Source organism: Micromonospora sp. CNB394, assembly GCF_000374985.1.
In the GTDB taxonomy this organism is placed as follows: domain Bacteria; phylum Actinomycetota; class Actinomycetes; order Mycobacteriales; family Micromonosporaceae; genus Micromonospora; species Micromonospora marina.
In genome coordinates this window covers 82,036-105,974 of sequence record NZ_KB895845.1, presented here as the reverse complement: position 1 = coordinate 105,974, position 23,939 = coordinate 82,036, and the positions used below count along the sequence as shown (strand labels likewise).

General features: G+C 71.0%; 11 protein-coding genes. 8 read left to right on the top strand and 3 right to left on the bottom strand.

Annotation, left to right across the window (positions count from 1 at the left end; translation table 11 throughout):
* Positions 1-849: 849 nt before the first annotated feature.
* From C569_RS30685 to C569_RS0121185, 3 genes are read left to right on the top strand one after another with little or no spacing between them, the layout of a single operon-like run.
* Positions 850-12,057, top strand: coding sequence for a hypothetical protein (locus C569_RS30685; protein WP_155945573.1), 11,208 nt, complete (start codon positions 850-852; stop codon positions 12,055-12,057).
* A gap of 58 nt (positions 12,058-12,115) precedes the next feature.
* Complete coding sequence (locus tag C569_RS0121190) at positions 12,116-13,189, top strand: hypothetical protein (protein WP_018787773.1); 1,074 nt, start codon at positions 12,116-12,118, stop codon at positions 13,187-13,189.
* A 13-nt stretch (positions 13,190-13,202) separates the two neighbouring features.
* On the top strand, positions 13,203-14,108 hold the full coding sequence (locus C569_RS0121185) for a GlcNAc-transferase family protein (RefSeq protein ID WP_018787772.1): 906 nt from the start codon (positions 13,203-13,205) through the stop codon (positions 14,106-14,108).
* 5 nt (positions 14,109-14,113) lie between these two features.
* On the opposite strand, the gene C569_RS31775 is transcribed toward C569_RS0121185, so the two are convergent.
* From C569_RS31775 to C569_RS0121170, 3 genes are all read right to left on the bottom strand, one after another.
* Positions 14,114-15,691, bottom strand: coding sequence for a serine/threonine-protein kinase (locus C569_RS31775; protein WP_051090514.1), 1,578 nt, complete (start codon positions 15,689-15,691; stop codon positions 14,114-14,116).
* Positions 15,692-15,840: 149 nt separating this feature from the next.
* Positions 15,841-16,560: an NAD(P)-dependent oxidoreductase gene (locus tag C569_RS0121175; RefSeq protein ID WP_018787771.1), complete on the bottom strand. Its 720-nt coding sequence runs from the start codon at positions 16,558-16,560 to the stop codon at positions 15,841-15,843.
* Between the two features lie 253 nt (positions 16,561-16,813).
* Complete coding sequence (locus tag C569_RS0121170) at positions 16,814-18,190, bottom strand: hypothetical protein (RefSeq protein ID WP_018787770.1); 1,377 nt, start codon at positions 18,188-18,190, stop codon at positions 16,814-16,816.
* A 185-nt stretch (positions 18,191-18,375) separates the two neighbouring features.
* On the opposite strand from C569_RS0121170, the gene C569_RS0121165 reads away from it, so the two are divergent.
* The 5 genes from C569_RS0121165 to C569_RS30675 are packed head-to-tail and all read left to right on the top strand — an operon-like array spanning position 18,376 to position 23,929.
* On the top strand, positions 18,376-19,416 hold the full coding sequence (locus tag C569_RS0121165; RefSeq protein ID WP_018787769.1) for a polysaccharide biosynthesis protein: 1,041 nt from the start codon (positions 18,376-18,378) through the stop codon (positions 19,414-19,416).
* The gene (locus tag C569_RS0121160) at positions 19,413-20,534 is read left to right on the top strand and encodes an NAD-dependent epimerase/dehydratase family protein (RefSeq protein WP_026268451.1); all 1,122 of its coding nucleotides are present in this window, start codon (positions 19,413-19,415) and stop codon (positions 20,532-20,534) included. Before C569_RS0121165 ends, C569_RS0121160 begins: the two co-directional genes overlap by 4 nt.
* A complete protein-coding gene (locus C569_RS0121155; protein WP_018787767.1) occupies positions 20,531-21,769 on the top strand; it encodes a glycosyltransferase family 4 protein in 1,239 nt (412 codons plus the stop codon). The genes C569_RS0121160 and C569_RS0121155 overlap by 4 nt, the downstream gene beginning before the upstream one ends.
* A complete protein-coding gene (wecB, locus tag C569_RS0121150; protein ID WP_018787766.1) occupies positions 21,766-22,890 on the top strand; it encodes a non-hydrolyzing UDP-N-acetylglucosamine 2-epimerase in 1,125 nt (374 codons plus the stop codon). Before C569_RS0121155 ends, wecB begins: the two co-directional genes overlap by 4 nt.
* 28 nt (positions 22,891-22,918) lie before the next feature.
* A complete protein-coding gene (locus C569_RS30675) occupies positions 22,919-23,929 on the top strand; it encodes an LCP family protein (protein WP_155945572.1) in 1,011 nt (336 codons plus the stop codon).
* The last annotated feature ends 10 nt before the right edge of the window (positions 23,930-23,939 follow it).

Sequence of the window (23,939 nt, the reverse complement as noted above, 5' to 3'; positions counted from 1 at the left end):
ACCAACAACACCGCCAGCCCAACCACCCCGCCAACCAACAACACCGCCAGCCCAACCACCCCGCCAACCAACAACACCGCCAGCCCAACCACCCCTACGCAGTCCGGTGATCCCGCGCGTCCGGCGGAAGCCCCGCGACCGGCGCCACCGACGGCGGTCTCCGTCGACGGCTTGTCACCTATCGAGGGCCCGACCGCACCCGCCGCCGTCCCGAGCCAACCCCGGGCCGACCAATCCGTCACCGCCCCTGCCGAGCCGCCCGGCTGGACGGGCGGCCCGACCTCGACCTCGGATCCCGGGGCCGGGGTTGACGCAGAAGACACGTGGACCCGTGACCCGATCTGGGACAGTGACGCGGATACAGATTCCGAGACCGGCTCGATCTGGGACGACGATCCGGGCAGGGAGACCGACGCCACCTGGGACGACGATTCCGACGGCGTCGCTCCGGCGGACCGCCCGGCCGCCGGTCCAACACCGGCGCAGAGCGCCCCGGAACCGGCCAGAGCGCCGGTTGGCGCGGCTCCGATCGGACCCCGCGAGCCCGCCACCCACGGTGAGGACCGGCTCCGGCACGAGCCCGGTTCCCCTGTGGGCTCCTCCCCGACGACCGTGGCGGCCCCCACCGCAGCCGTCGTTTCCGCCGCCGAGCTGAGCACCGATGCGGTGAACGTCGAGGCAGAGACGCGGGTCACAGCCGAACTCGACCAGCCGGGACATCGGCCTCCATCCGCGCCGTCCAGCGCGGCGGCCACGACTGTCGCGGACACCGGGGTCGCCGGCGCCGGGACCCGTGGGCCGGCCGACCCGGTCCGCGGCACCCACATCGCACCCCCCGCGGGTACCCGGGTGCCAGCCGGACTCGTGCTCCTCGACCCCGATCAGACCGACAACTGGACCGCCGCGCACGACCACCCCACACGCGCGGACCACTACGTGGTCTTCGCCCACGGCACGCCCGACGGTGTCGTGGTCGACGGCAAGCTCGTCACCCCCGAGCAGCTCGCCACCCTCATCACCGGCGACCCACGCTCCCACGGCAAGCACATCGTCCTCGCCGTCTGCGACATCGCGACCGGCGACTACGACCTCCGACTGAGCGATCAGCCCGGGATCACCGCGGTCAGCGCCCCCGAACTCACTGCCTGGACCACCCCGGACGGCCGCATCCTGTCCGCTGCGATCTCGCACACCCCGGCCGGGCACCCCCGCCCGGACCTGACCCGGCCCGGCACCTGGCGACACTCCGGGAAGCACCCACCCGCCAGCCGCATCACCCGCAACCCTGTCCTGCCGACGCCGGACCCGCTGACCGGCAGCGCCACCAGCAGCCCACCCGCGCCACGCCAGCACCAGACCGTCGGGGAGGTGCCGGGACACAGCAGCCCGGGCGGGTACGTCGCGTGGACCCTGCGTCGGGAGCCGGCCCTGCCGACCATCCCCGAGGTGGAAGAGATCGAACTCGACGAGCGACCGCCGGCCGCAGACCCTGTCGCGACCGCTCCGGCGTCCGCCGCCGACACCGCCACAGTCGTCAACGTCGAGGAGAACGACCACAACCCACCAGCCGGCACCACCACAGAACCCCACCCCGACGACAACCACCAGAACCCACCAGCCGACACCGATCAGACCGACAGCACCTCCGCCGTCGTCGTCGCCACGGTGCCGCCCACGGCGCGCACCGGGGACAACCCGCTGCGCGGTCTCTACCGGGACCGGCCGGACCTGCTCAACGAACCCGACTCAGTCGACGACCTGGACAGCCTGGTCAGCGGCCTCGACCAGAGCATCCACCACGCGGTGAGGCGGCGCGCGGCCGAGAGTTCGTGGATCGCGGCGATGCTGTCGCACCTTTCGGTCGACACCAAGCCCGTCCAGCGGGCGCTGCGCGACGAGCTCCGGTCGTTCTTCACCACCGGTGGCCGGAGCTTCTTCCTCCGCGACGGCCTGCACCGCTGGCACCGGGTCACCGTCCGGCCACGCTGGAACCCGGCGGACGCGCAGGTGATCGACCAGTCCGAGGACAAGGCCAAGTTCGACACCCGCAGCGACTGGTCCGACGGTTCGAAGCAGGCGTCCTCCGTCGGCAGTTCCGGGGCGATCAGCGCCGGCACCATGATCCCGCAGCGGGTCGGACTCGGGGGCGGTTTCTCGGTCGACGTCTCCCTGTCGCGCCCGAGCGAGACCTTCCAGGACAGCGTCAAGCTCACCGACTCGCACAACGTACGGAGCGGCTCCGGCTCTCACCTGGTGTCGGTGCCTGCTGACTTCGAGGTGGTCGTCACCGACCCCTACGAGTCGCTCACCGGTCCGCGTCCGGCCACCCGCACCATGGGTGATCCGGTGCGGGTGGGTCTGACCCTGCGCGGCGTCGACGACATCGCGAACGCACAACCCCGGCAGGTCACCGTCCCCGTCGACCCGGCCCGGCACACGTCGGTGCTGGTCGAGAACTTCACGCCGGCACGTATCCTGAGCGCCGGGATCGACCTGCCGTCGGGGGTTCCGCCCACCGACTCCTGGAACGACGTCGCCGAGGACGCCCTGGTCCGGCTACAGCCCACCAAGACCGTGCCGCCGGGCAGCGTCGGCGCGGATCAGGGCCGCCGCATGCTCGAGGAGACCTCGATGGTGGGCAACCTGATCCCGGCGCTTGAGTCCGCCGGGCACCCGTCGACGATCACCAGCCAGCACGGCAACCACGCGCTGTCGGTCAAGATCACAGCGGCGGTGACGGAACTGTCGGTGACCGCGGACATCGCCAAGTCCTCGTTCCGCTGGCAACCGGGAGAGGTCGGGTCGACGAAGCTGGCCCAGATGAGCCGGGTCGGTCTCGGAGTGTCGGCCATTCCCGCCCGCTGGAGTTTCGGCCCGGCGTACGTCCAGGGGCGCCTGTTCGGTGGCTTCCTACGGTCGATGATCACCTCCGTCTCCCGTGGCGGTGCGTCCCGGATCGGGACCGAGTTCAAGGACATCCCCAACGTCCTGGTGGAGGCCCGGGTCCGGGTCACCATCGACGCCGGGGTACGCGAGGTGCCACTGCAGCGGCTCCCGTTCGGGAAGCGCGGAACAGTCGAACCGATCAGGCTGGACATGGTGGTTCTCGGCCGGCTGCCCGCCAGCCGGCTGGCCCAGCTGCTGCATGACGCGAGTCCTTTCGCCCCGTCGCCGACCCAGTGGCACGCGCCGCCGTACGCGCTGACCGATGCGCGTGCCGTCACCTACGGTCTCAGCGCCTTCAACCAGCTCTACCTGGACGTGACCGGCCTGGTCCGCCGCTTCCCGGGCGGGTTCCTCCCCCGTTACGGCGAGACCGACAAGGTCTCCTGGATGGGATCCAGCCGGGCCGCTACCGAGCGGCAGACCAACCAGAACGAGTTGGACCGCGTGCTGACGGTGCCCGGCCTCCGCCAGGGCAGGAAGAGTCTGCTGGGCGGCGGGCTGGTGGCCCAACTGAGCCGGACCAAGCCGTTCGGCATCCCCCGTCTCGTGGTGCACGTCACCGGCCGCTACACCAGCCCCCTCGACCACAAGGGCACCAGCAGGAACGACGCGGTACGGACGACAGACATCGACAGTTCCGAACAGAAGCTCTCCGCCGACGGCCAGTGGCGTACCGCTGTGGCCGTGGAGGGTGGCGGCATCTTCCGGCTGGTCGGCAGCGTGGGAGGCACCGCGCTCGTCCCCGCCGGCGCGTTCGAGTATCGGCACCGGGTGGGCAGGCAGAGCAGCACCCAGCTCGCCGGGAACGAGAGCCGACTGATCGGCGGTACTCCTGACTCCGAGGCGTTCGGCACCGACCTGGAGATCACCGCGACGGTCTACGCCTACGCACACCGCCCCGGCTTCGACTCCCGGTCCCGGATCGGGTTCGCCCGCGTCCTGCGACCGCGGCTGCCCCGCCCGGTGGCCGGGGAGACCGACGCGACCAGCGTGGTCCGGACGACCCGGGAGCAGGTGACCGCCGCCGGCGGCAAACAGTTCACCCGGTTCCGCCTGACGCAGGCCCGGCCGGTGACCGTGCAGTTCGACGCGGCCTCGGTCGTCGCCACGCCACTCTCCCTGCCGGTGACGCTCACCCCGGCCCCGGACCCCCTCGGCGTCGCCCGACGGACCCGGTTGGAACAGTCCGCACTACGGGAGTGGGTCGACGCCGAGCCGACGGTGGACGTCGACGACTGGTTGGCCATCGAAGGGCTGCCCGGCAGTACCTTCGTCGCCAAGCTGGCCGCCCACGCACTCGGCGCGGCACAGCAGTACGGCAGTGCCCTGTCCCGGACCCACCTACGGGGGGTACGCGGCATCGACGGCCTGATCGAGGGCATGCCGGTCTGGGCGACACTGCTCGACCGGATCGGCCAGTTCCGGCAGGGCCACGGTCTGTCGTCGATGTTGAACGGCGTGTGGCTGGTCGACCGGCTCACCAACGCCGACGACGGTGCGGCGACCGACATCGCCATCGCCGCGGCCCTGACCGAAGCCCGACTGGTGCCGACGGCACACGTTCCCGTCTTCAGCGAGACCGCCTCGACAGGGTCGGCCGAGGTGGGGGCGTCCAGACGGGTGGAGGACCAGTTCGCGTTCCGGAGCCTCTTCTCGGCCACTCTCCGCCGGCTCGGCGCCGACACCGGCGGCACCAGCAGCGGCGGCGTGCTCGGCACCGCCGGCCACGAGAAACTGCTGTACGCCGGGGGTAAGCAGAACAGCGAAAGCGTCAGCGGGGCGATCGAACGCAACGTCAACAACCGCGCCGGCAGGAACCGGACCTTCGTCGTCTCCTTCGACCTGCGGGCATCGGCCTCCGTGGAGGTCACGACCGACCCGGCGCGCTACCGGATCGTTCCGCGAGCGCTGCGCAGCGGCGGTTGGCTGCACCATCACAAGTCGGTCCAGCGACACGGCACCATCACCAACGCGGTTGCCCTGCGCCTCTCCGCCCCGGCGGTGGTCGGCCTGGGTCTGTTGCGACCACTCGCCGGGGACGTCGGCACCATGGGCGCACCGTGGATGCCGCAGTCGCCGCCGGAGCTGCGCCTACTTCCCGGCCACGGTCCCGGCCTCGGTCTGTACACCATCCACCAGGCCCCGAACCTGACCGGACGGCTGACCGCCGCGCTGGAGGCCGAGGCGGCGAGGACCGACGACGGCCGGAGCACCGCCCGGAAGATACTCGATGCGATCCGCAGCAGGGGCAGCGACTCCGCCGCCGCCAAGATCTCCGCTTCGATCTCGGATCCCGGCATCGACGACACCATGTTGAACCGTCGCCGCCTGGTCGACCTGTTCAGCCGCGACGGCGTACGGCAGCACTGGCCGGCGCTCGTGGATGGCGGCCTGTCCGTCATGCACGTCAAGGCGGCGCGGACGAGCCAGCACCCGCGCGAGGTCCGCCTGGTCGCCGAGACCACCGGCACCCCCGTGTTCATGGGGTTCGTCGCGGACCACAACGACCTGGACATCAAGACCACGTACGCCCACGGGTCCGCGGAGACACGCCACCGACGGCACGGGCATCTCTTCACCGCCGGGGTGGCCGGTACCGGAGTCTCGAACCACCACGGAGAGAACATCGCGACGGGAGCCGGTGACACCGTCGGACGGGCCATCCAGGAGCAGAACGCCCGGAGCATCAGCACCAGCACGGTCCAGTCCGACCTGAGTTCGGCTCGCGGGGTCAAGGTACGGATGGCACTGCCGGTCAGGTTCTCCCTGGTGGTCTTCGACCGGGGCAGTCAGGTGGCGAGCGACCTGCTGACCGTCGAGGACCGGATCGTCCAGGACCGGTGGGCCGACGATGTCCGCCTGCCACGGACCGCACCCGCGGCGCGACCGAACACCTACCGGATCCACGCCCCCGGCAGGCCGGCGCCCGGCTGGCGGACGTTGAACGGGCTACCGCTGCCGCCCCGGTTCAGCGCCGAGGACCTCGGTCGGGTCGCCCAGTTGCAGGACACCGTCGAGCGACTGCTGTCCGGCACGGCCAGGCGGCTGAGGCTGCCGGGCTATGCCGGCGCCCACCAGGTACACCAGAGCCTCACCCCGGAGATCCTGCTGCCTGCCGTGTCGGCGATGCTGACCCCGGACGGCTTCGAGCTACCTCCGGTGACCAGCGCCCAGATCTTCGGCCAGCGGGCCCAGATCGTCGTCAGGCTGGTGCCCGAGGCGGCGTCCCTGCGGGGGGTCAGCTCCAAGGTCTACCGCGAGCACGCGGTACAGGACGCCGGCGAGTACAGCAGCGGCACGAGTGCGCTGGTCCAGGACCTCCGGGGGCCTCGGGTGCCGCTGCTGGGGCGCGGCAACGTCGACGACCCGTACCAGCCGTTGGAGAGCGGCGGTACGGGTGCCGTCGCGGGCGACTCGCAGGCCGCCACCGAGAGCGGCAGCAGCACCACGGGCGGGTTCGGCAACGTCAAACCGGAGAGCCGGTCGGCCCTGGTCGACTACCTGAGCCGGGTCGAGGTCGACGTGGCCCTGTCGTACTCGGCCTTTCCGTCGAGCACGGTGACCAGCGTTGGGCAGCCGACCGAGCTGCTCACCGTGTCGTTGCGGATGGGGCTGCACGACGCCCGTACCGCACTCGACATCCCGGCGGACGGCACGCCCCGGCCGGAGGCCGCCGAGCGGGTGGCCGCCTTCGCGGAGCTCGCGGCGCGGGAGGCGGAGCTGGCCAAAGCGGCGGATGCCTTCGTGTCGGCCGCGGATCGGCTCGACCAGGCCCGCTTCGATGCCTATGCGGCGCCGGAGGGCAGCACCGCACGGGCCACCTACGAGGCGGTGCTGCCCGGACTCGGCGACGCCTGGGACCAGGCGGGGCAGGACTGGTGGCATCTGGCCCAGCGGCACTACCAGCTGGTGGACGACTTCAGCAGCCGGTTTCTCGGGGTGGCACCGGCCGTCGACACCGAAGGAGCGCAGCGGCTCGCCGACCACGTCCACCACCTCGACGACAGCCGGATCGAAGACGTGCCGGACAGCGCGGACGATCCCGCCGACGACACCCCACCCACCGCACCCACCGACACCCCACCCACCACATCGGCCGAGCCGACCGAACCCGTCACCGAACAGCAGCCGGCACCGCAGCCACCCACACCACCGCAGCCACCCGAGGCGGAACCGTCCCACCACACCGACAACACCGCAGCCAGCACCACGAAGGACGCCACCGCACCGACCCCACCGGCCGGATCCCCCGAGGTGGACCCGCCGTCCCGGGACGTGCCCCGCACACCGGCCGGTCCGAGGCCGGGCCTCCAGACCGTCTCGACGCCGGGGGACGGACGCTGCCAGCTCTACTCGATCGTCGGAAGCGCTCCGCAGCTGGTCGGCTCCCGGCTCGTCGCCGCCGGACTCGACACACCGGTGCTGCGGTCCTGGCTGGCGAACCCGGATGCCGTCCGCGCCCAGCTCGATGGCCTGACCGGCCCGGACGCGCCCCGCGACCCCGACGGCCTGGTGCCGCAGAGCGCCGAGTTGGGGCAGGCCGCGGAACGACTGCGGCAACTGGTCGAGCGGTACGTGCAGTCGGTCGGCCGGGACGGCATCCCGGGGACGGCCATCCAGGCGTACCGGCTCAACCGGAACCTGCGGGTCCGCGCCGAGGTGGACACGTTGAACCGGAAGGCGTTGCTCGACCGGCTCAGGTCGGCCGGTGTCACCTCGCTCCGCAATCCCGACCTCGTCCCGGCCACGACCCTTCGTGACCGGTACGTCGAGCAGCGCACCGCCGATCTGGTCGCGTCGGGGCAGGACGCCGACTCCGCCCGCACGCACGCGGAGCAGGAGGTGCCGCTCAAGCCGTCGGCGGACGGTCCACCGCGCGACCTGCACGACGACTCGCTGTCGATGCGCGCGATGTTCGACTACCTGACCGCCCACGGGGTCACCATCCCGGTGGAGTCCCTGCAAGACGCGGTCCTGCGCGACCAACTCGCGGACCATCTGATCGACCCGGCCCGGCCGGTCACCGTCGTGGAGTTCGCCGCGCTCACCGATGCGGTACGCAACTGGGAGAAGCGCTGGCGCAACGACATCGGCGAATCATTCGTCGGGCTGCTGGCCGCCGCTCTCGATGCCCGGATCCGGATTCACGCGCCCGGTCATGTCCACACGCTCGGCCGCGACGACGCTCCCCTGATCGATGTCCAGCGGCAGGGCGACCACTACCAGGCGGTCACCGTCCAGGACGTCGGAGGGGATGTCGACACCAGTCGTCCGGCACCGGTCGACGTCCGGCCGACCGACGTCGACGCCACGACGACAGCCCCGGCGGACCTGGACCACGACTACGGTCCCGCCGTCCTACCGAAGAAAGTCAAACCGTTCGAACTCGACCCACCACGCGACCGCGACCAGAAGGGCGTCAAGGGCGACGACCTCCGCACCCAACAGGTCCGACTCAACCCGGCCCTCATGCCGCTGGCCGACTTCACCGAGTTCATCTGGGCCGGCCGGCCGGACGCGCACTGGCACTACGTCGTCGCCGAGGACGGCCAGATATGGATCGGCAGCGAAGAACTCCTCACCGCCGTCTCCGACCGGCAACTCGACGACCTGCACCGAGCGATGCGGGAGAAGAACCCCGACCTCACCCTCCGACAACTACGCGACCTCATCAACGAGCAGGGCCACCCCACGATCGGCGCGCGGTTCACCACCGACGGAAGAACACTCGCCGGCCCGGCCCGGATCAGCGGGGAACTCCACCGGGACCCGACGACCGGAGCCTGGACGGTCAACGACAAGTCGGGCCGCTACATGTCCGGCAAGGTACGCAAGGACATCAACCCCACCGACGTCCAACGCTGGCTGGAGAACGTCGCCGGACGGATCTCCGCCCAGACGGACGAACCCGTGACACCCACCCCCTACAAGCACGCCGAACCACCACCCCCGCAGGCGCAGACCGAACCCGCGCGTACCGATCCGGCTCCGGCACCTCCGCCACCGACGGCCGGGCCGGTCCCCGCCGGTCTGACCCTGCTCGACGAGACGGAGACGCACCACCGGGAAGCGGCGGCGAGGGTGCCGGCCCGGCCCGGGCAGTTCCTGGTCTTCGCCCACGGGGGCCGGGACGGCCTCCGGGTCCGCGGCGAGCCGATCACCGCGTCCCAGCTCGCCGCCGTCATCGCCGCCGATCCACGGGCCCAGGGCAAGGAGATCGTCCTGATCTCGTGCGACACCAGCGGCGACATCACCGGCCCCGCCGCGGAACTCGCCGCCCAGGACGGCGTCGCCTCGGTCCTCGCACCGGCCGCGACCGCGTTCGTCACACCGACCGGCCGGATCTTCACGGCGTCGCCCACGCACAGCCCGGACGGACATCCCCGCCCCGACCTCACGCGACCCGGCACCTGGCACCGGCACACCGGTCACCCACCCGCCAGCGAGCCCGTCCATCACCACGAGCTTCCGTCCCCTGACACCACCGACCAGCCCCTGGTGCCCGAGGGCACCGTCGCCTTCCCCGCCCCGTTCGCCCCCACCGCCCCGTCGACCGGGACGGGCCCCCGGACGAGCGGCCCGCCACCGCAGGATCCCGCCCACGTCCCCGAGCCGGACTACCAGCTCCTGCGGTCCGCCGATCCGGACCACCTTGCCGCCCTGCACGCCCGGGTACGCCGGCTGGTCGCCGCGCGCGTCGACGATCGGAGTCGGCTACCGCTCGAGGCGTACCGGGAGATCGCCGATGCCATGACCACGGCGATCGGCGCCCCGCCCGTCCGCCGGATGAGCAACGACCCACAACGCCGGGGCGCCTTCGACCGGCAGTCGTGGGAGGTGTTCCTCCGGGCCGACCTTCCGGTGGACCAGGTCATGACCTCGCTCGTGCATGAACTGACCCACCTCGAACAGATGACGGTGATCGCTCAACTGCTCGCCACCACGGCCGGTGACGCCGCGGCGGCGGGCCAGGTCACCCCCCGTCCCGAGGTTCAGACCGAACTGTGGGAATCGCGGTCGCCAGACGACCCACGGTATCCCGCTATGCGGCGGATATGGAACAGCGTCGCGGCGAACGACATGCAGGTGGGCGAGGACCAGAGTCTCCGCGTTCTGCGCAACAGCGCCGACGCCCGGGTCTCGGCCGCCCGAGGGATGTACCAGTTCTCCGCCCGGGTCATGCAGCGACTGTCCCGCAGCAACCAGGCGCTGCTGGATGCGCGCTTCGAGATGACCCACCCGAAGTACACCGCGCTGCCGATGGAGATGCAGGCGTACCTGACCCAGCTGCGGTACGAGTCGCTGGGCTCCGTGATGGACTGGAGCGGCACGCCGGTCACCCGGCTGGTGCCTCCGTCCGGCTACCAGCTCGACGGTCTCGGCCCGGCCGGCAGTCACCTGCGGCCGGCCGGCGCGCCCGGCACCCGCCCCGATCGGCTGCCGCACCCGGACCGACCGATGCTCGTGATCTCGATCGCCGACCGATCCGAAGCCCAGCGCATCCTCCAGCACCTCACGGCCGAGCTTCCACCGCGGGTTCTGGTGGAGCTGGTACTCGCCTCCCCGATCACCGCAGGCCAGGCGGTGCACCTGGCCGGGCTGCTCGGACCGGATCAGGTACTCGCCGCCGCTCCCGCGCTGGTCACCGACACCGAGGGCGGCCACGTCGACCATCTCGTACCGCACAGCCGGCTGCACACCGCCACTGCGCCGGCCTTCGCCCACTACCTCACGATCCACCCGACGCCGCAGGCTCCGACCCTGCTGACCCCCGTGCACGACATGCCGTACCTGGGCAACGGACGGTGGGACGTGTACCAGGGTTGGGAACTCGTCTCGATCGGCCACCGGGTGTGGATCGGGCCGCCGGGCGCAACCCCGGTCATCGCCGACGACGACCCCCGGGTGGTCATCGGTGTCCCCACCCAGGACACTCCCTGGTCCGCCTGGCAGTTCGGGATGTGGGTCTCCCGGACCTTCGCCACACAGGAGGGCGCTGTCGACACCGGCATCACCCGGGTCCACCGTCCCGAGTTGCAGCCGCCCCAACTGCAGCTCACCGGGGACCTGGTACACGCCGTGTCCCCGCAGGACGTCCAGCTCGCCCGTACCGTCACCGGCCTGCCCGACCCGATGGCCGCCTACGGGTACTCCCACCCCCACCCCTTCCCGCCGCTGGACGTCGTACCCGGTCACGATCTCACCTTCACCCCCTACCACCTCATCGACGCCCTGCTCGACGTCGCCGCGCCCCCGGCGACCGAGCGCGACCCCGCCAGCGCCACGGCCGCGCTGACCGAGCTGGCCGGGCAACTGGGCCACACCGGCCCGACCGCCCTGCGCAACCTGCTCGCCGCCGGCTTCCTCGCCGCCCGCGCCTACGGCATCGGCACCTTCGGCCCGAGCCGGCTCGCCGCCGCACACCGGGCCCTGCGGCTGCTCGAACCCACAGGCGACCTCACCGCCGGTCCCGGCGCCGCCGCCGACCTCGTCGCCTGGGTGGCCGGAATGAACATCGACCAGAACGCCCCCGACCTTCCCGTCCGGCTCATGCGGATCCTCGACCGCACCCGCACCCCAGGTGTCGGACTCGGGGACCTCAACATCGCTGAGCAGCGAGACGACGAGCGCATCCGGCTCGCCCTCGACGCGCTCCGGCATCGCGACGCCGGTGTCTGGGTGACCTCCGGGGTCGACCCGCAGATTCCCCTCGCCCCCGTCGACGGCGCGATCGTGCTCGCCTACCTCGCCGGCCCCGCCCTCGAACCCTCGCCGCCCGGCCACCCACCGACCACCGACACCGACCCCATGGCGGTACCGCTGGCGCTCCTCGCCGACCAGGCCCGCCACCGGATCAGTCCACCCCCCGGTCCGACGATCGACGTCCACCTCACGCCGGTCACCGACCATCCGATCACCGCCGCCGACTTCTACTGGATCAGCGGCGACCTGGGCGATCTCGACGACCGTCTGGGATGGAACGTCATCCTCCGGAAACCGGTACGACCCGACGGTACCGAGGCGCAACTGGTCGACGTCGACGAGAACGCCGGGCCACCGGAGGTCCACGAGGCGGCGACCGCGTCCGCGGGCGACGTGACGGGAACGTAAGGGCAGACCCACCGCGCCACCCTCGATCGGTCGCCGCCGGTCGTGGTCGGATGGCACCATGCCTGAGTTCCGCCGGACCGAGCACGCGCCGCAGTTCCACCGCCTGCTGCTACGGGTGGCCGGTCACGCGCCGGACGACGTCCTCGCCGACGCGCGGTATGCGCTGGCGCAGGGCCGCATCGCCGATGTCGCCGCCGCGGTGGCCTCGATCACCGTGAACGCCGGGCTCGCCCTGACCGACGAGGAGTTCGCACTGGTCGCCGCCGTCGATCCGGACGCCGTCGCGGCACTGTCCGACACCCGGCCCGACCAGTGGCCGCTTCCCCCGGTGGAGTTCCAGCCCGCGTTGGCGGACCCGGCGGTGTTCGCCCCCGAAGCCCCACCACCGATGCTGGACCTGACCGACGCACCGGCTGCGTTCGTCGGCACGGTCACCGACGACGTCGACCGGGCCGCGGTCGCCGCGGTGGGACGGGTACCCGGCGCGACGGCACTGTGGCGGTCCTGGCGGTTCACGGTCCCCGCCGGCCCGGACGCACCGGCGACGCGGGTCTTCGTCCTGTCCACGGCGGTCGCGACGGCTGACCTGCCGGCGGTCACCGCGCGGTTGCAGACGCAGCTCGGTACCACGGGGACGACCATCGAGGTGTACGTCCAGGGTGAGGCTCTACCGGCATACCAGATGCAGGCCCGGGGCGCCGCCGCGCTGCTGTGGACCGCCACCGAGCCTCAGCCGATCACCGTGGCCCGGGTCTTCGACGGGGTGGACGCCGTCACCGGACCCTGGTTCGACGACGACCATCCGCGGCTGGGCGGCCCCGACCGGGACCACGTGTTGGCGTTCCTGGACGCCGGCCGGCCGGTGCTGACGACCACTCAGCGGATGGCGGACCTGGTGGATCCGGGTCGAGGGGCGGTGGTGCCGATGTCCTACCGTACCGACGGCAGTTGGGTGTGGACCGACACCGTCTCCTACTACCTGCGTGAGCACGGCCTCGCGCCGGACCCGGGACTGCTGTACCGGGCTCGCAGCACCGGAGCGCTGCCGGCCGACACCGACGAGATCGCCGAACACCGGGTGCTGGCGGCGTTGTTCCGGCCGGCCGCGGCGAGCCCGGCCGCGTTGGGCTGACCCGGATCAGATGATGAGCATCTTCGTTTCCGTGGCTTCCTACCGGGACGCCGAGCTGGTCTCGACGGTACGGGACTGTCTGGCCAAGGCCGCCCGCCCCGACCGGGTACGGATCGTGGTGTGCTGGCAGCACCGGGGGGACGAGGACGTCTCCGCGATCGCCGCCGACCCCCGGGTGGAACTGCTCGACGTCGACGCTCGCGCCAGCCGGGGCGCATGCTGGGCTCGGGCGCAGGTGATGGGCCACTACGCCGGCGAGGACTGGTTCCTCCAGGTGGACAGCCACACCCGGTTCGCACCGGACTGGGACGCCCGGCTGCTGACGCTCGCGGCCGGCACCGGTGCCGGGAAGCCGGTCATCACCGGCTATCCGCCCCGGTACGAGCCGGCGGACGACCTGCCCGGCGACGGCCTTCCGGCCGAGACGATCGTCCGGGGCTGGACCGGCGACGGCTTGCCGGTCCTGGGCCAGCGCCCGATGACGGACCGGTCCCGGCCGACGGTACCCGCCCGGTTCGTGGCGGGTGGTTTCCTCTTCGCCCCGGGCAGCCTCGTCCGCGAGGTGCCGTACGACCCGCGCATCTACTTCCTCGGCGAGGAACTGACCATGTCGGTGCGCGCCTTCACCTGGGGCTACGACCTGTTCCACCCGACCGAGGCGCTGGCCTGGCACCACTATCTGCGGGAGGGCAGCCCCCGGCACTGGACGGACCACACCAGCACCGCGGGAACGCCGGGTTGGTGGACCCTCGACCGGGCGAGCCGCCGCCGGGTGGGTGTCCTGCTACGGCGTCCGAACTTCGGCCGGTACGGCCTCGGGCGGGTACGCCCGCTCGCCGAGTACCTGGCCCACGCCGGCTGCGATCTCACGCGGCGCACCTGGTCGGACTGGCGGCAGCCGGCGGCGGTCGGCGCCTGAGGCGGTCAGCGCACCTCGATCTCGTACAGCGAGTAGCCGTAGTCGCCGGAGCGTCGGGTGCCGTACATGCGGACGTACCTGCCGGGCAGTTCGGCGACGGGTATCCGTACCACACCGCCGGTTCCCGTCGCGGTCGAGTAGACCGGCGTCCACGCGGCGCCGTCCGCCGAGATCTCCACCCGGTACGCGACCGCGTACGCCCTTTCCCAGTGCAGCACCACCTCGCTGATCCGCCACCGCTTGCCAAGGTCCACGGCCAGCCACTGCGGGTCGGTGAATGCGCTGCTCCACCGGCTCGCCGGATCACCGTCGACAGCCTTGCCGGCGCTCCAGTTCGGCCCTTCCGCCGCGGCGGCGGTGGCGGTTCCGGTCAGGGCGAGGTTGCGGCCGGTCGGGTTGTCCGAGGCCGGGAGCTCCGCCGACGAGGGGCCGGTGGCGGGCGGGGCGGGCGGGGCGGACGGGGCGGGCGAGGTGACCGTCCGATCCGGTGTGGTGGACGGGGTCGCCGGAGGACTCGATCGCTCTGGCGACGGTGGCGACGACGGGACGGCGGCCGACGGGGTGCCGGCGGCTGCCGGCGCGGACGCGGCGCCCGGGCTGGACGGCGTCGGGGAACCCGACGGCGGGCCGGTTCCGACCGACAGGACGCCGGCGGTCGCCCCGACCAGGAGAAGCACCACGGTGACCACGACCGGCAACCGCCACCGGGGCCACCGGGGGTGCCGCCGCGTGGGCACCGGCGCCGGGTCGCGCTTCTCGCCGAGCAGCATGGCGAGCAGGTCCGGGGCGCTCGGCCGGTCCGCCGGGTCTTTCGCCAGGGCGAGGCGCACGGGCTCACGCAACGGCTCGGGCAGCCCGTCGAGATGCGGCGGTTGGGTGAGGATGCGTCCTGCGGTCGCCGAGGGTGAGTCACCGCCGAACGGCGTCCGCCCGGTTCCGGCGTAGGTGATGACGCAGCCCCAGGCGAAGACGTCGGCAGCCGCGCTGACCGGATCGCCCTGGTTGTCGGCGAACCGTTCCGGCGCCATGTAGGCGATCGTGCCCACCATGTCATCGGTGCGGGTGTGTCTGCTTGTGACGCCGAACGACCTGGCGATCCCGAAGTCGATCACCTTGGGACTGCCGGGCGGGAGCAGCACATTCTCCGGCTTCAGGTCCCGGTGGATGATGCCCGCCCGGTGGATGCCGGTGAGTGCGGTGGCGACCCCGACCGCGAGTGAGTGCAGCGTGCCGCCGCGCAGCGGGCCGCGCTCGGTGACGACCTCCTCCAGGCTCGGCCCGTCGACGTACTCCACTACCAGATAGGGCGGGTCGTGGTCGATGTCGGCGGCGATGAACTCCGCCGTGCAGAACGATGGAACCTGCCGGGACCGCTCCACTTCGTCCCGGAACCGGGCGCGGAACTCGGGATCGGCGATGAGGTCGGCGTGGATCAGCTTGACCGCCACATAGCTGCCGTCCGCGTCTTCGGCAAGATAGACCATCCCCATGCCGCCGGCACCGATCCGGCCGACCATCTGGTACTCCCCGAGGAAGGCGGGGTCGGCGGCCCGAAGCGGGCTCACCCGGTAGGCGGTGTCCACTGTGGTGCGTTCTCCCCTCGCTGCGGATCCGCACCTATATACCAGGCCCAGACGACAGCAAGGTGAAGGGAGACGCACTGTCACACGCCGCTCACGTCAGCGACCGCCACGCTCAGGGCTCGCCGGGCACGGGCGGACGAGCCGAGGGCTCACGCCGGTCCGGCGGCGTGCGCCAGGGCGGAGGGGGTCAGCCGGCCGACGATGGCCGGGGCCTCATGGACGAGAGCGTCGTTCTCCACCGCCTCGACCATGAAACGGGCGTAGTCAACGCGGCGGGTGAGGTTGCTGGCCAGGATCGGGTCGCCCACGTGCCGGCTCCACACCGGCAGACCCTGGCTGCCCCCCTCTTCCAGGTCGCTGCCCCGCACGACCGTCCAACTGGTGTCACTGGCGAAGATCCTCCGGCAGGCCTCCACCTGGTCGTCCACGTCCACCACGCGGGCGAGCTTCGCCAGCCGGCCGAACACGGCCGCGTACACCTTGAACCTCCGGGTGTAGACGTCCTTCCCGTCGCGGGTGATGTGCCATCCGCAGGAGAACACCAGGCGGGCACCCGGACGCGCGTGGTCGAGCACCGCCTGGGCGGTGCCGGAGGCATAGTGCTCAACCCCCCAGGGCACCAGCACCGTGAGCACCGCGTCGCAGCCGTTCACCGCCCGCGCGACGACGGCACGATCGTCGGTCGCGCCGGGGACCACCGTGATCTCTCCCGCGAGGTCGGCGAGTTTGTGGACACTCTGCTCTCTGCAGACGCCCACCACCTCGTAGCCCCGGTCCAACGCATGCTGCACCAGGTAGCGCCCGAGCTTCCCGGACGCGCCGATGACGCACACCTTCTTTCCCGCGCCCGGCTTCCTGGTTCCGTCCATCGCGACAGGCTCCATGACCCCTCCCCGACACGCCATCCAGAGACTTACGACGTAAGGTACAGCCTTACTGTGTAAGTTTGTCAAGACGTGTACGGCGCCCCCGCCCCCGGGCACCGCCTCGCCGGGCAGTCCACGCCGTCGATCCCGGAGCCGGGTGACGTCGAGGCGCGACACGCTACTGAGCGGCGACCTCGGCCCGGTGGCCGTCCGGTCTGGCCCGGCACCGACTACCCGGCCGCGACTCGCATCCCCGTCAGACCCGCACCAGCCTCGATGCGGACGCCCGGTAGAGAATCAGCAGCGTGATCAGCCCGAACACCGACTCCGGCGACATGCCGAGCTGGTTGTTGGCCGGAAGGTAGAGGATGAGGATCCAGAGCTGCGCGAAGATCAGCAGGGGCAGGATCCGGCGAGTCCTGGTCACGTCCAGCCAGACCCGGGCGAAGAACCAGCCCACCACCGCCATGAACAGTGCCGCCCCGGGGAACGTCAGATCGGAGGCCAACCACGGATAGATGGTTGACCAGTACTGGTCCGACGGCCATCCGGTGGCGTACTCCGTCCGCTCGGGGTAGCTGGGGTGAGCCGAGGTGTCGACCCCGAACGTCTCCTGGAGGAAGAGCCTTATCGCGGGGGCGCTGCCCAGTCCCTGCGACCAGACGAACGGCTCCTGCAGGTTGTAGGCGAGGCCGAGGTAGCCGTGCGTGGGATAGAAGGCGGTGGCGGTCAGGCCGTCGGCGGCCCGTGGACCGACCAGGTCTACCAGCGCCGGACTCGGCCGGGTGAGGTCGCTGGTGCCGAACGACTCGGCGCGCGCGGCCTGGTTGAAGGCGAGGTATCCCACGAAGACCGCAGCGATGGCACCCCCGATGACGACTGCCGCGCGGCGGCGCGTCAGCGAGTGCCGAGGCGCGGTGATGACAACGAGCAGACCTGCGGCGCTCAGGATCGCGGTGTCGCCGAGGCCCTTCAATGTGCCGGTGTAGAGGTAGTAGGCCGCGTCGAAGGAGAGTCCGACGATTCCCGCGACCCGTGCCGCGGCAGACAACTGGCGCCAGTACACGACCAGGAGGGGGGCCAGTACCGTGCCGAGGACGCCCAGGAACGTCAGTAGCGACACCAGAGCATCGCCTTGGCCGATCCCCTGCTCGTACGCGTCGAGCTTGTGCAGGTAGCCCGCCGCGGGATCGCGCAGGCCGTTGAGGATGTCCTGCGGTCCGGTGGCTCCGAGCGCGGACAGTCGTAGCAGACTCAGCGCCACGGTGTATCCCGCGCCCAGGAACACCAGTCGACGTACCCAGGTCGTCTGCGCTGGTGGCGTCGTCGTGGTACGGCCGGGGCGATTGAGGAGTATCTGGGCGGAGTAGCCGAGGGCGAACAGGCCCACGGCGCCGAACACGAAGGCGCACAACACGTCCGGGTTCGGCACCCGGTCGCTGAGATCGCTCAGCCAGAAGGCGCCGAACGTGGCCAGCATCCAGAACAGCGCGACGGCCAGCGGCGCCCACTCGCCGGCCCGCCTTCGCCCGCGGCCCTCTCGGCCGGTCGGCCAATCTCGCCGTTCGGCGCCGTCGTCCCACGACAGGCCCTGCAGCGGCGCCGTCGCGTGCCGCGCCTGAACGGGAGCCACCTGAACACCTCCGAGTTGACCGGGTCCATCCCGACGATCGCCGGCACCATCCGAACGTCGCGACGAGATCAGGGTAGTCCTATTTCTGCCTTTGTGTGCCTTGTGGGGGTTTTATCTAGTAGACCTACCTAGGCAGGGCCAACCCCGTCGAGAAGGGTCGGCTGTGATCTACCGGAAGGAAATCGATGACCCTCCTGGATCCCGAGGCCAAGGTGCTCGTCACCGGCGGCACCGGCTCGTTCGGCCGCGCCATGGTTCGCCGACTCCTCACCGGGGTCGTTTCGGAAATTCGCGTGTTCAGCCGCGACGAGGCCAAGCAGGACGCCATGCGCCACGCGATCGACGACGATCGGGTGCGGTACCACCTCGGCGATGTGCGTGACCTCGATTCGCTGGTCAAGGCCATGTGGGACGTGGACTACGTCTTCCACGCCGCCGCACTGAAGCAGGTTCCGGTCTGCGAGTTCTTCCCCACCGAGGCGATCCGCACGAACGTGCTCGGCAGCGCCAACGTCATCGAGGCGGCCGAACGGGCCGGGGTCCACTCGGTCGTCATGCTCAGCACGGACAAGGCCGTGCAACCGGTGAACGCGATGGGGATGACCAAGGCGTTGATGGAGAAGCTGACCCAGGCCCACGCCCGCAACCGCCCCGACAGCGCGACCACCGTGTCCTGTGTGCGGTACGGCAACGTCATGTACTCACGGGGATCGGTCATTCCGCTGTTCGTCAGCCAGATCAAGGCCGGCCGCACGCCGACGGTGACGGACCCCGACATGACCCGTTTCCTGATGTCGCTCGACGACTCGGTGCGGTTGGTGGAACACGCCTTCCGGCACGCCCGCTCCGGCGACGTCTTCATCCACAAGGCGCAGGCATGCACCGTGGCTGATCTCGCCACCGCCCTGTGCCACCTCTTCGACGTGCCGGACAAGATCGACATCATCGGCAGCCGCCACGCGGAGAAGCAGCACGAGTGCCTCGCCAACGCGGACGAGGTCGCCCGCGCCGACGACTTCGGCGACTTCATCCGCGTGCCGCTGGACGCCCGGGGCCTGCACTACGCGCTTCAGCGCCCCGTGGAGGCGCAGGATCCGTCCGGTGTCACGGATCTCACCTCGGCTAACGCACCGCGACTCGATGTCCCGGCCGTCCGGGAGCTGCTGCTCGGGCTCCCCGAGATCCGGGCCGAGCTGTCCCTGCGTGAACCGGTACTGGTCCCGTGAGGGTCGTTCTCACCGGGGCCGGTGGATTCCTCGGATGGCACACCCGAGTGCTGCTCCAGGCGATCGGGTGGCCGCCGGCGGTGACCCTGCCGAGCATCGAACTGAACGACCCGGCCCGGGTGGCGAGCCGGGCCAACGGGGCGGACCTGCTGGTGCACCTCGGTGGCGTCAACCGTGGCGCCGAGTCCGACCTGGTCCAGGGCAACGCCGGTGCCGCGAGCGCGCTCGTCCGCGGCCTGCGGCAGTGCCCGGTGCCACCGAAGCGGGTCGTGTATGCGAACTCGACGCAGGCCGGCAACGGCACCCCCTACGGAGACGCCAAGGCCGAGGCGGCAGAGACATTGGCTGCCGCCGCTCACCTGGGTTATGAGTTCGACGATGTCAGGTTGCCGAACCTGTACGGAGAACACGGCCGCCCGTTCTACAACTCGGTCGTGGCCACGTTCTGCCGGCAACTCGCCGACGGCGGCGCTCCGGAGGTGACCGGAGATCGGGAGCTCGATCTGGTCCACGCGCAGGACGCCGCAGCTCGCCTGATCGGTGCCCCTCCCGGCCACGCCTGGGACGCCGCCATGCCGGCACTCCGGATCAGCGTGTCGCGACTCGCCGAGCGCCTGTCCTACTTCGCGGCCACCTACCGCTCCGGAGAGATCCCGGCGCTGGGCGAGCGACATGCGGTGCGGCTGTTCAACACGTATCGATCACACTGTTTCCCGCAGCTCTTCCCGATACCGCTGACGTGCCGCAGCGACGCCCGCGGGAATCTGTTCGAGGCGGTGCGGGTGCACGGTGGGGGGGGACAGACGTTCGCCTCCACCACCCGTCCGGGGATCAGTCGAGGCGACCACTTCCATCTAGCCAAGATCGAGAGGTTCGTCGTCCTCCGGGGCAGCGCTGAGATCGCCCTCCGCCGGATCGGTCACCAGGAGGTCGTGACCTTTCCGGTCGGCGGGGACGCCCCGGTGGTGGTGGACATGCCGACGATGTGGGCGCACAAGATCACGAACACCGGCTCGGCGGAGTTGCTGACCCTCTTCTGGGCGAACGAGATCTTCGATCCGACCAGTCCGGACACCTACGCCGAGCCGGTGTTCCCGACCGCGACGGCACCGGCATGAAGATCGGCGTGGTGAGTCAGTGGTACCCACCGGAGCCGGTCTTCGTCCCCGGCAGTCTCGCGGACGAACTCGTCGCGCGGGGGCACGAGGTACGCGTGTTGACCAGTTTCCCGAGTTACCCCGGGGGCCACATCTATCCCGGCTGGCGACAACGCTGGCAGGACACGACGACGACCGGAGCGCTCACCGTGCGCCGGGTGCCGCAACGAGCGAGTCACGGCCGCTCGGCCGCCGGCAGGATGGTCAGCTATCTGTCGTTCGCCGCGACGAGCACCCTGGCCGCTCTCCGCTACCTCGCACATGTCGACGCGCTCTACGTCTACCATCCGCCGGCCACCACATTCGCCGCGGCGGCAGCGCTACGCCGTCTTCGCCGGACCCCCACGCTGCTGCACGTACAGGACGTGTGGCCGGAAGCGGTGACCGCCTCCGGGCTGGCCCCGGCAGGTGTGACGGGGAGATTCCTCGCCGCCGGACTGACCTCGGTCATGCGGCGGCTCTACCAGGGCGCCTCGGCGATCGCGGTCACCGCTCCCTCGATGCAGCAGCTCGTCGTGGAGCGGGGCGCGGCGCCGGAACGCGTGCGGACGGTGCTCAACTGGACCGACGAGTCGATCTTCCGGCCGGTGCCCGTGACGGCACAGGCCCGCGCAGCGATCGGGCACCGAGGCCGCTGCACCGTCATGTTCGCGGGCAACATGGGTCGGTTCCAGCACCTGGAAACGGCAGTACGTGCCGCCGCTGCCGTGCGCGACCACATGGACCTGGTCCTGGTGGGGTCCGGCGTCGATCAGGAGCAGGTCATCCGCCTCGCCGGCACTCTCGGTGCCTCCAACGTACGGTTTCTGGCGCGACGCCCGCCCGAGCAGATGGCCGAACTCTACGCCGCCGCCGACTACCAGTTGGTCTGTCTGCGCGACCTGCCCGCGCTGCGGGCGACCATACCGTCCAAGCTGCAGGCGGCGCTCTGCTGTGGTTCGCCCGTTGTCGCCGCCGTGGCCGGTGACGCCGCCCGTCTCGTGGAGACGGCGGGCGTCGGGCTCACCTGCCCGCCCGAGGACTGGCAGGCACTGGCCGATCGGTTCTCGCAGGTCGCGGGCTGGTCCCGTGAGCAGCGGGCCGACCTCAGCGCCCGCGCACTGCGGCTGTACCGGGAGCGGATGGCGCTTCAGGTCGGAGTCGATCAGATCGAGGACATGTTGATGAAGATGACACACGAGGGAGCACGCCGATGACCCGGGTCATGACAGTGGTCGGCACCCGGCCGGAGATCATCCGCCTCTCGCGGGTGATGAGCAGACTGGATCGAACGGTCGATCACGTACTCGTCCACACCGGCCAGAACTGGGACCACTCGCTGTCCGAGGTGTTCTTCACCGATCTCCGGATCCGGCGGCCCGACCGCTTCCTCCGGGTCGACACCGGCTCACTGGCCCGGGTGTTCGCCGGGGTGCTGACCGGCGTCGAGCAGGCGATCACGGAACTGCACCCCGATGCCCTGCTCGTCCTCGGTGACACGAACAGCTGCATCGCCGCGCTGATGGCCAGGCGGATGAGGGTGCCGGTCTACCACATGGAGGCGGGCAACCGCTGTTTCGACCTCAACGTCCCCGAGGAGACCAATCGGAGGCTGGTGGACCACGTCGCCGACTTCAACCTCGTCTACACCGAACACGCCCGGCGCAACCTGCTCGCCGAGGGACTGCACCCGCGGCGGATCCTGCACACCGGCTCACCGATGCGGGAGGTGCTCGACCACTACCACGAGGACATCCGCCAGTCGCCGATCCTCGACCAGCTCGGGCTGACCCCGAACGGCTACTTCGTCGTCAGCGCCCACCGCGAGGAGAACGTCGACCGACCGGCCCGCCTCGAACGGCTGCTCGACTGCCTCCGTGCGGTCCGCGACGAATGGCGGCTGCCGGTGCTGGTGTCGACCCACCCCCGTACCCGCAAACGGCTGGAGGCTCTCGCGGTCGACGGGACCACGCTGGAGGGAATCACCTTCCACGATCCCTTCGGCTTCTTCGAGTACGTCCAGTTGCAGAGACACGCCCGCTGCACGCTGTCGGACAGCGGCACGATCAGCGAGGAGTGCGCCATCCTCAACTTCCCAGCCGTCACTCTCCGGGAGTCGATCGAGCGTCCGGAGGCACTGGACGCCGGCGGCATCATCATGACCGGGCTCGACCCGGCAGGCGTGCTGGAGGCGGTTCGGGTGGCGGTGGATCAGTGTGCCGAAGGCGGCGTGCCGTGTCCGGCCGACTACGCCGTGCCGGACACGTCCCGCCGTGTCGTCGACTACCTGCTCTCCACGGTCCGCCGCCACCACGACTGGGCCGGCATCCGATGCTGACCCACCGCGTCGGCGAAGGGAGGATCCGGTGAGACTTTTCGGGCCCGGTGCCCGCAGACTGCGGATGATGCCGCTCGGTCGCCGTTGGGCCCGGGCCGCGGCGCTGGTCGCCGCCCTTTCGACACTGCTGAGCCTGCTCGGCGGCGCCGGCTGGCTCTACCTGCGGCATTTCGAAACCACAATCACCAGGGTGGACGCGTTCAGCCCGATCCCGGCCGAGGAGCGACCCGCCAAGGCCACCGGCAAGGCCCTCCACATCCTGGTCGCGGGCACGGATCAGGCGGGGCCGTCCGGTGGGTCGCAGCGGACCGACACCATCATCCTGGTCCGAGTCTCGGCCGACGGAGACCGGGTGCACATGGTGTCCATCCCCCGCGACACGTGGACCGCGGTCCCGACCAGGGTGGACAGCGACGACACCAGGCTTGCGAAGATCAACGCGGCGTACGCCTGGGGCGGCACACCGCTGCTGGTGCGGACGGTCGAGGGATTCACCGGAGTCCGGATCGACCACGCCGCCGTCGTGGACTTCGCCGGCTTCGGCCGCGTCATCGACAGCCTCGGCGGCGTTGACGTCGAGGTCGACAAACCCTACCTGTCGTACGCCGCCGGCGGGATCACGGTCCCGCCGGGCACACGCCGGATGAACAGCGCCATGGCACTCGAGTACGCGCGTGAGCGTCACCAGTTCGCCGCCGGTGACTTCACCCGCATCCAGCACCAGCAGGCGATCATCATGGCGATCCTGCAGGCGGCCACCCGCAAGGGGCTGCTGGCTGATCCAGCCCGGCTCGACGGCTTCCTCGACGCCGTCAGCGGGGCCGTGCGGGTCGACGCGGGACTCCGGGTCACCGACCTCGTCTGGCGGCTGCGCGGCGTCACCGCCGACCGGATCGTCATGCTCACCAGCCCCTCCGCGGGCGTCGACATGATCGGGGACCAGAGCGTCGTCCTGCCCGACCGGCCCAGGGCCGCGAGTCTCTACCGGGCGCTCCGCGAGGGTGCCGTGGAACAGTGGCTGGCGGAGAACCCGCACTGAGCTACGCGGG

Bases quoted from the DNA above. Each gene is read 5' to 3' on its own strand.
- C569_RS0121190 (WP_018787773.1), top strand. From the start codon at position 12,116: ATGCCTGAGTTCCGCCGGACCGAGCACGCGCCGCAGTTCCACCGCCTG.
- C569_RS0121185 (WP_018787772.1), top strand. From the start codon at position 13,203: ATGAGCATCTTCGTTTCCGTGGCTTCCTACCGGGACGCCGAGCTGGTC.
- C569_RS0121175 (WP_018787771.1), bottom strand. From the start codon at position 16,560: ATGGACGGAACCAGGAAGCCGGGCGCGGGAAAGAAGGTGTGCGTCATC.
- C569_RS0121165 (WP_018787769.1), top strand. From the start codon at position 18,376: ATGACCCTCCTGGATCCCGAGGCCAAGGTGCTCGTCACCGGCGGCACC.
- C569_RS0121155 (WP_018787767.1), top strand. From the start codon at position 20,531: ATGAAGATCGGCGTGGTGAGTCAGTGGTACCCACCGGAGCCGGTCTTC.
- wecB (WP_018787766.1), top strand. From the start codon at position 21,766: ATGACCCGGGTCATGACAGTGGTCGGCACCCGGCCGGAGATCATCCGC.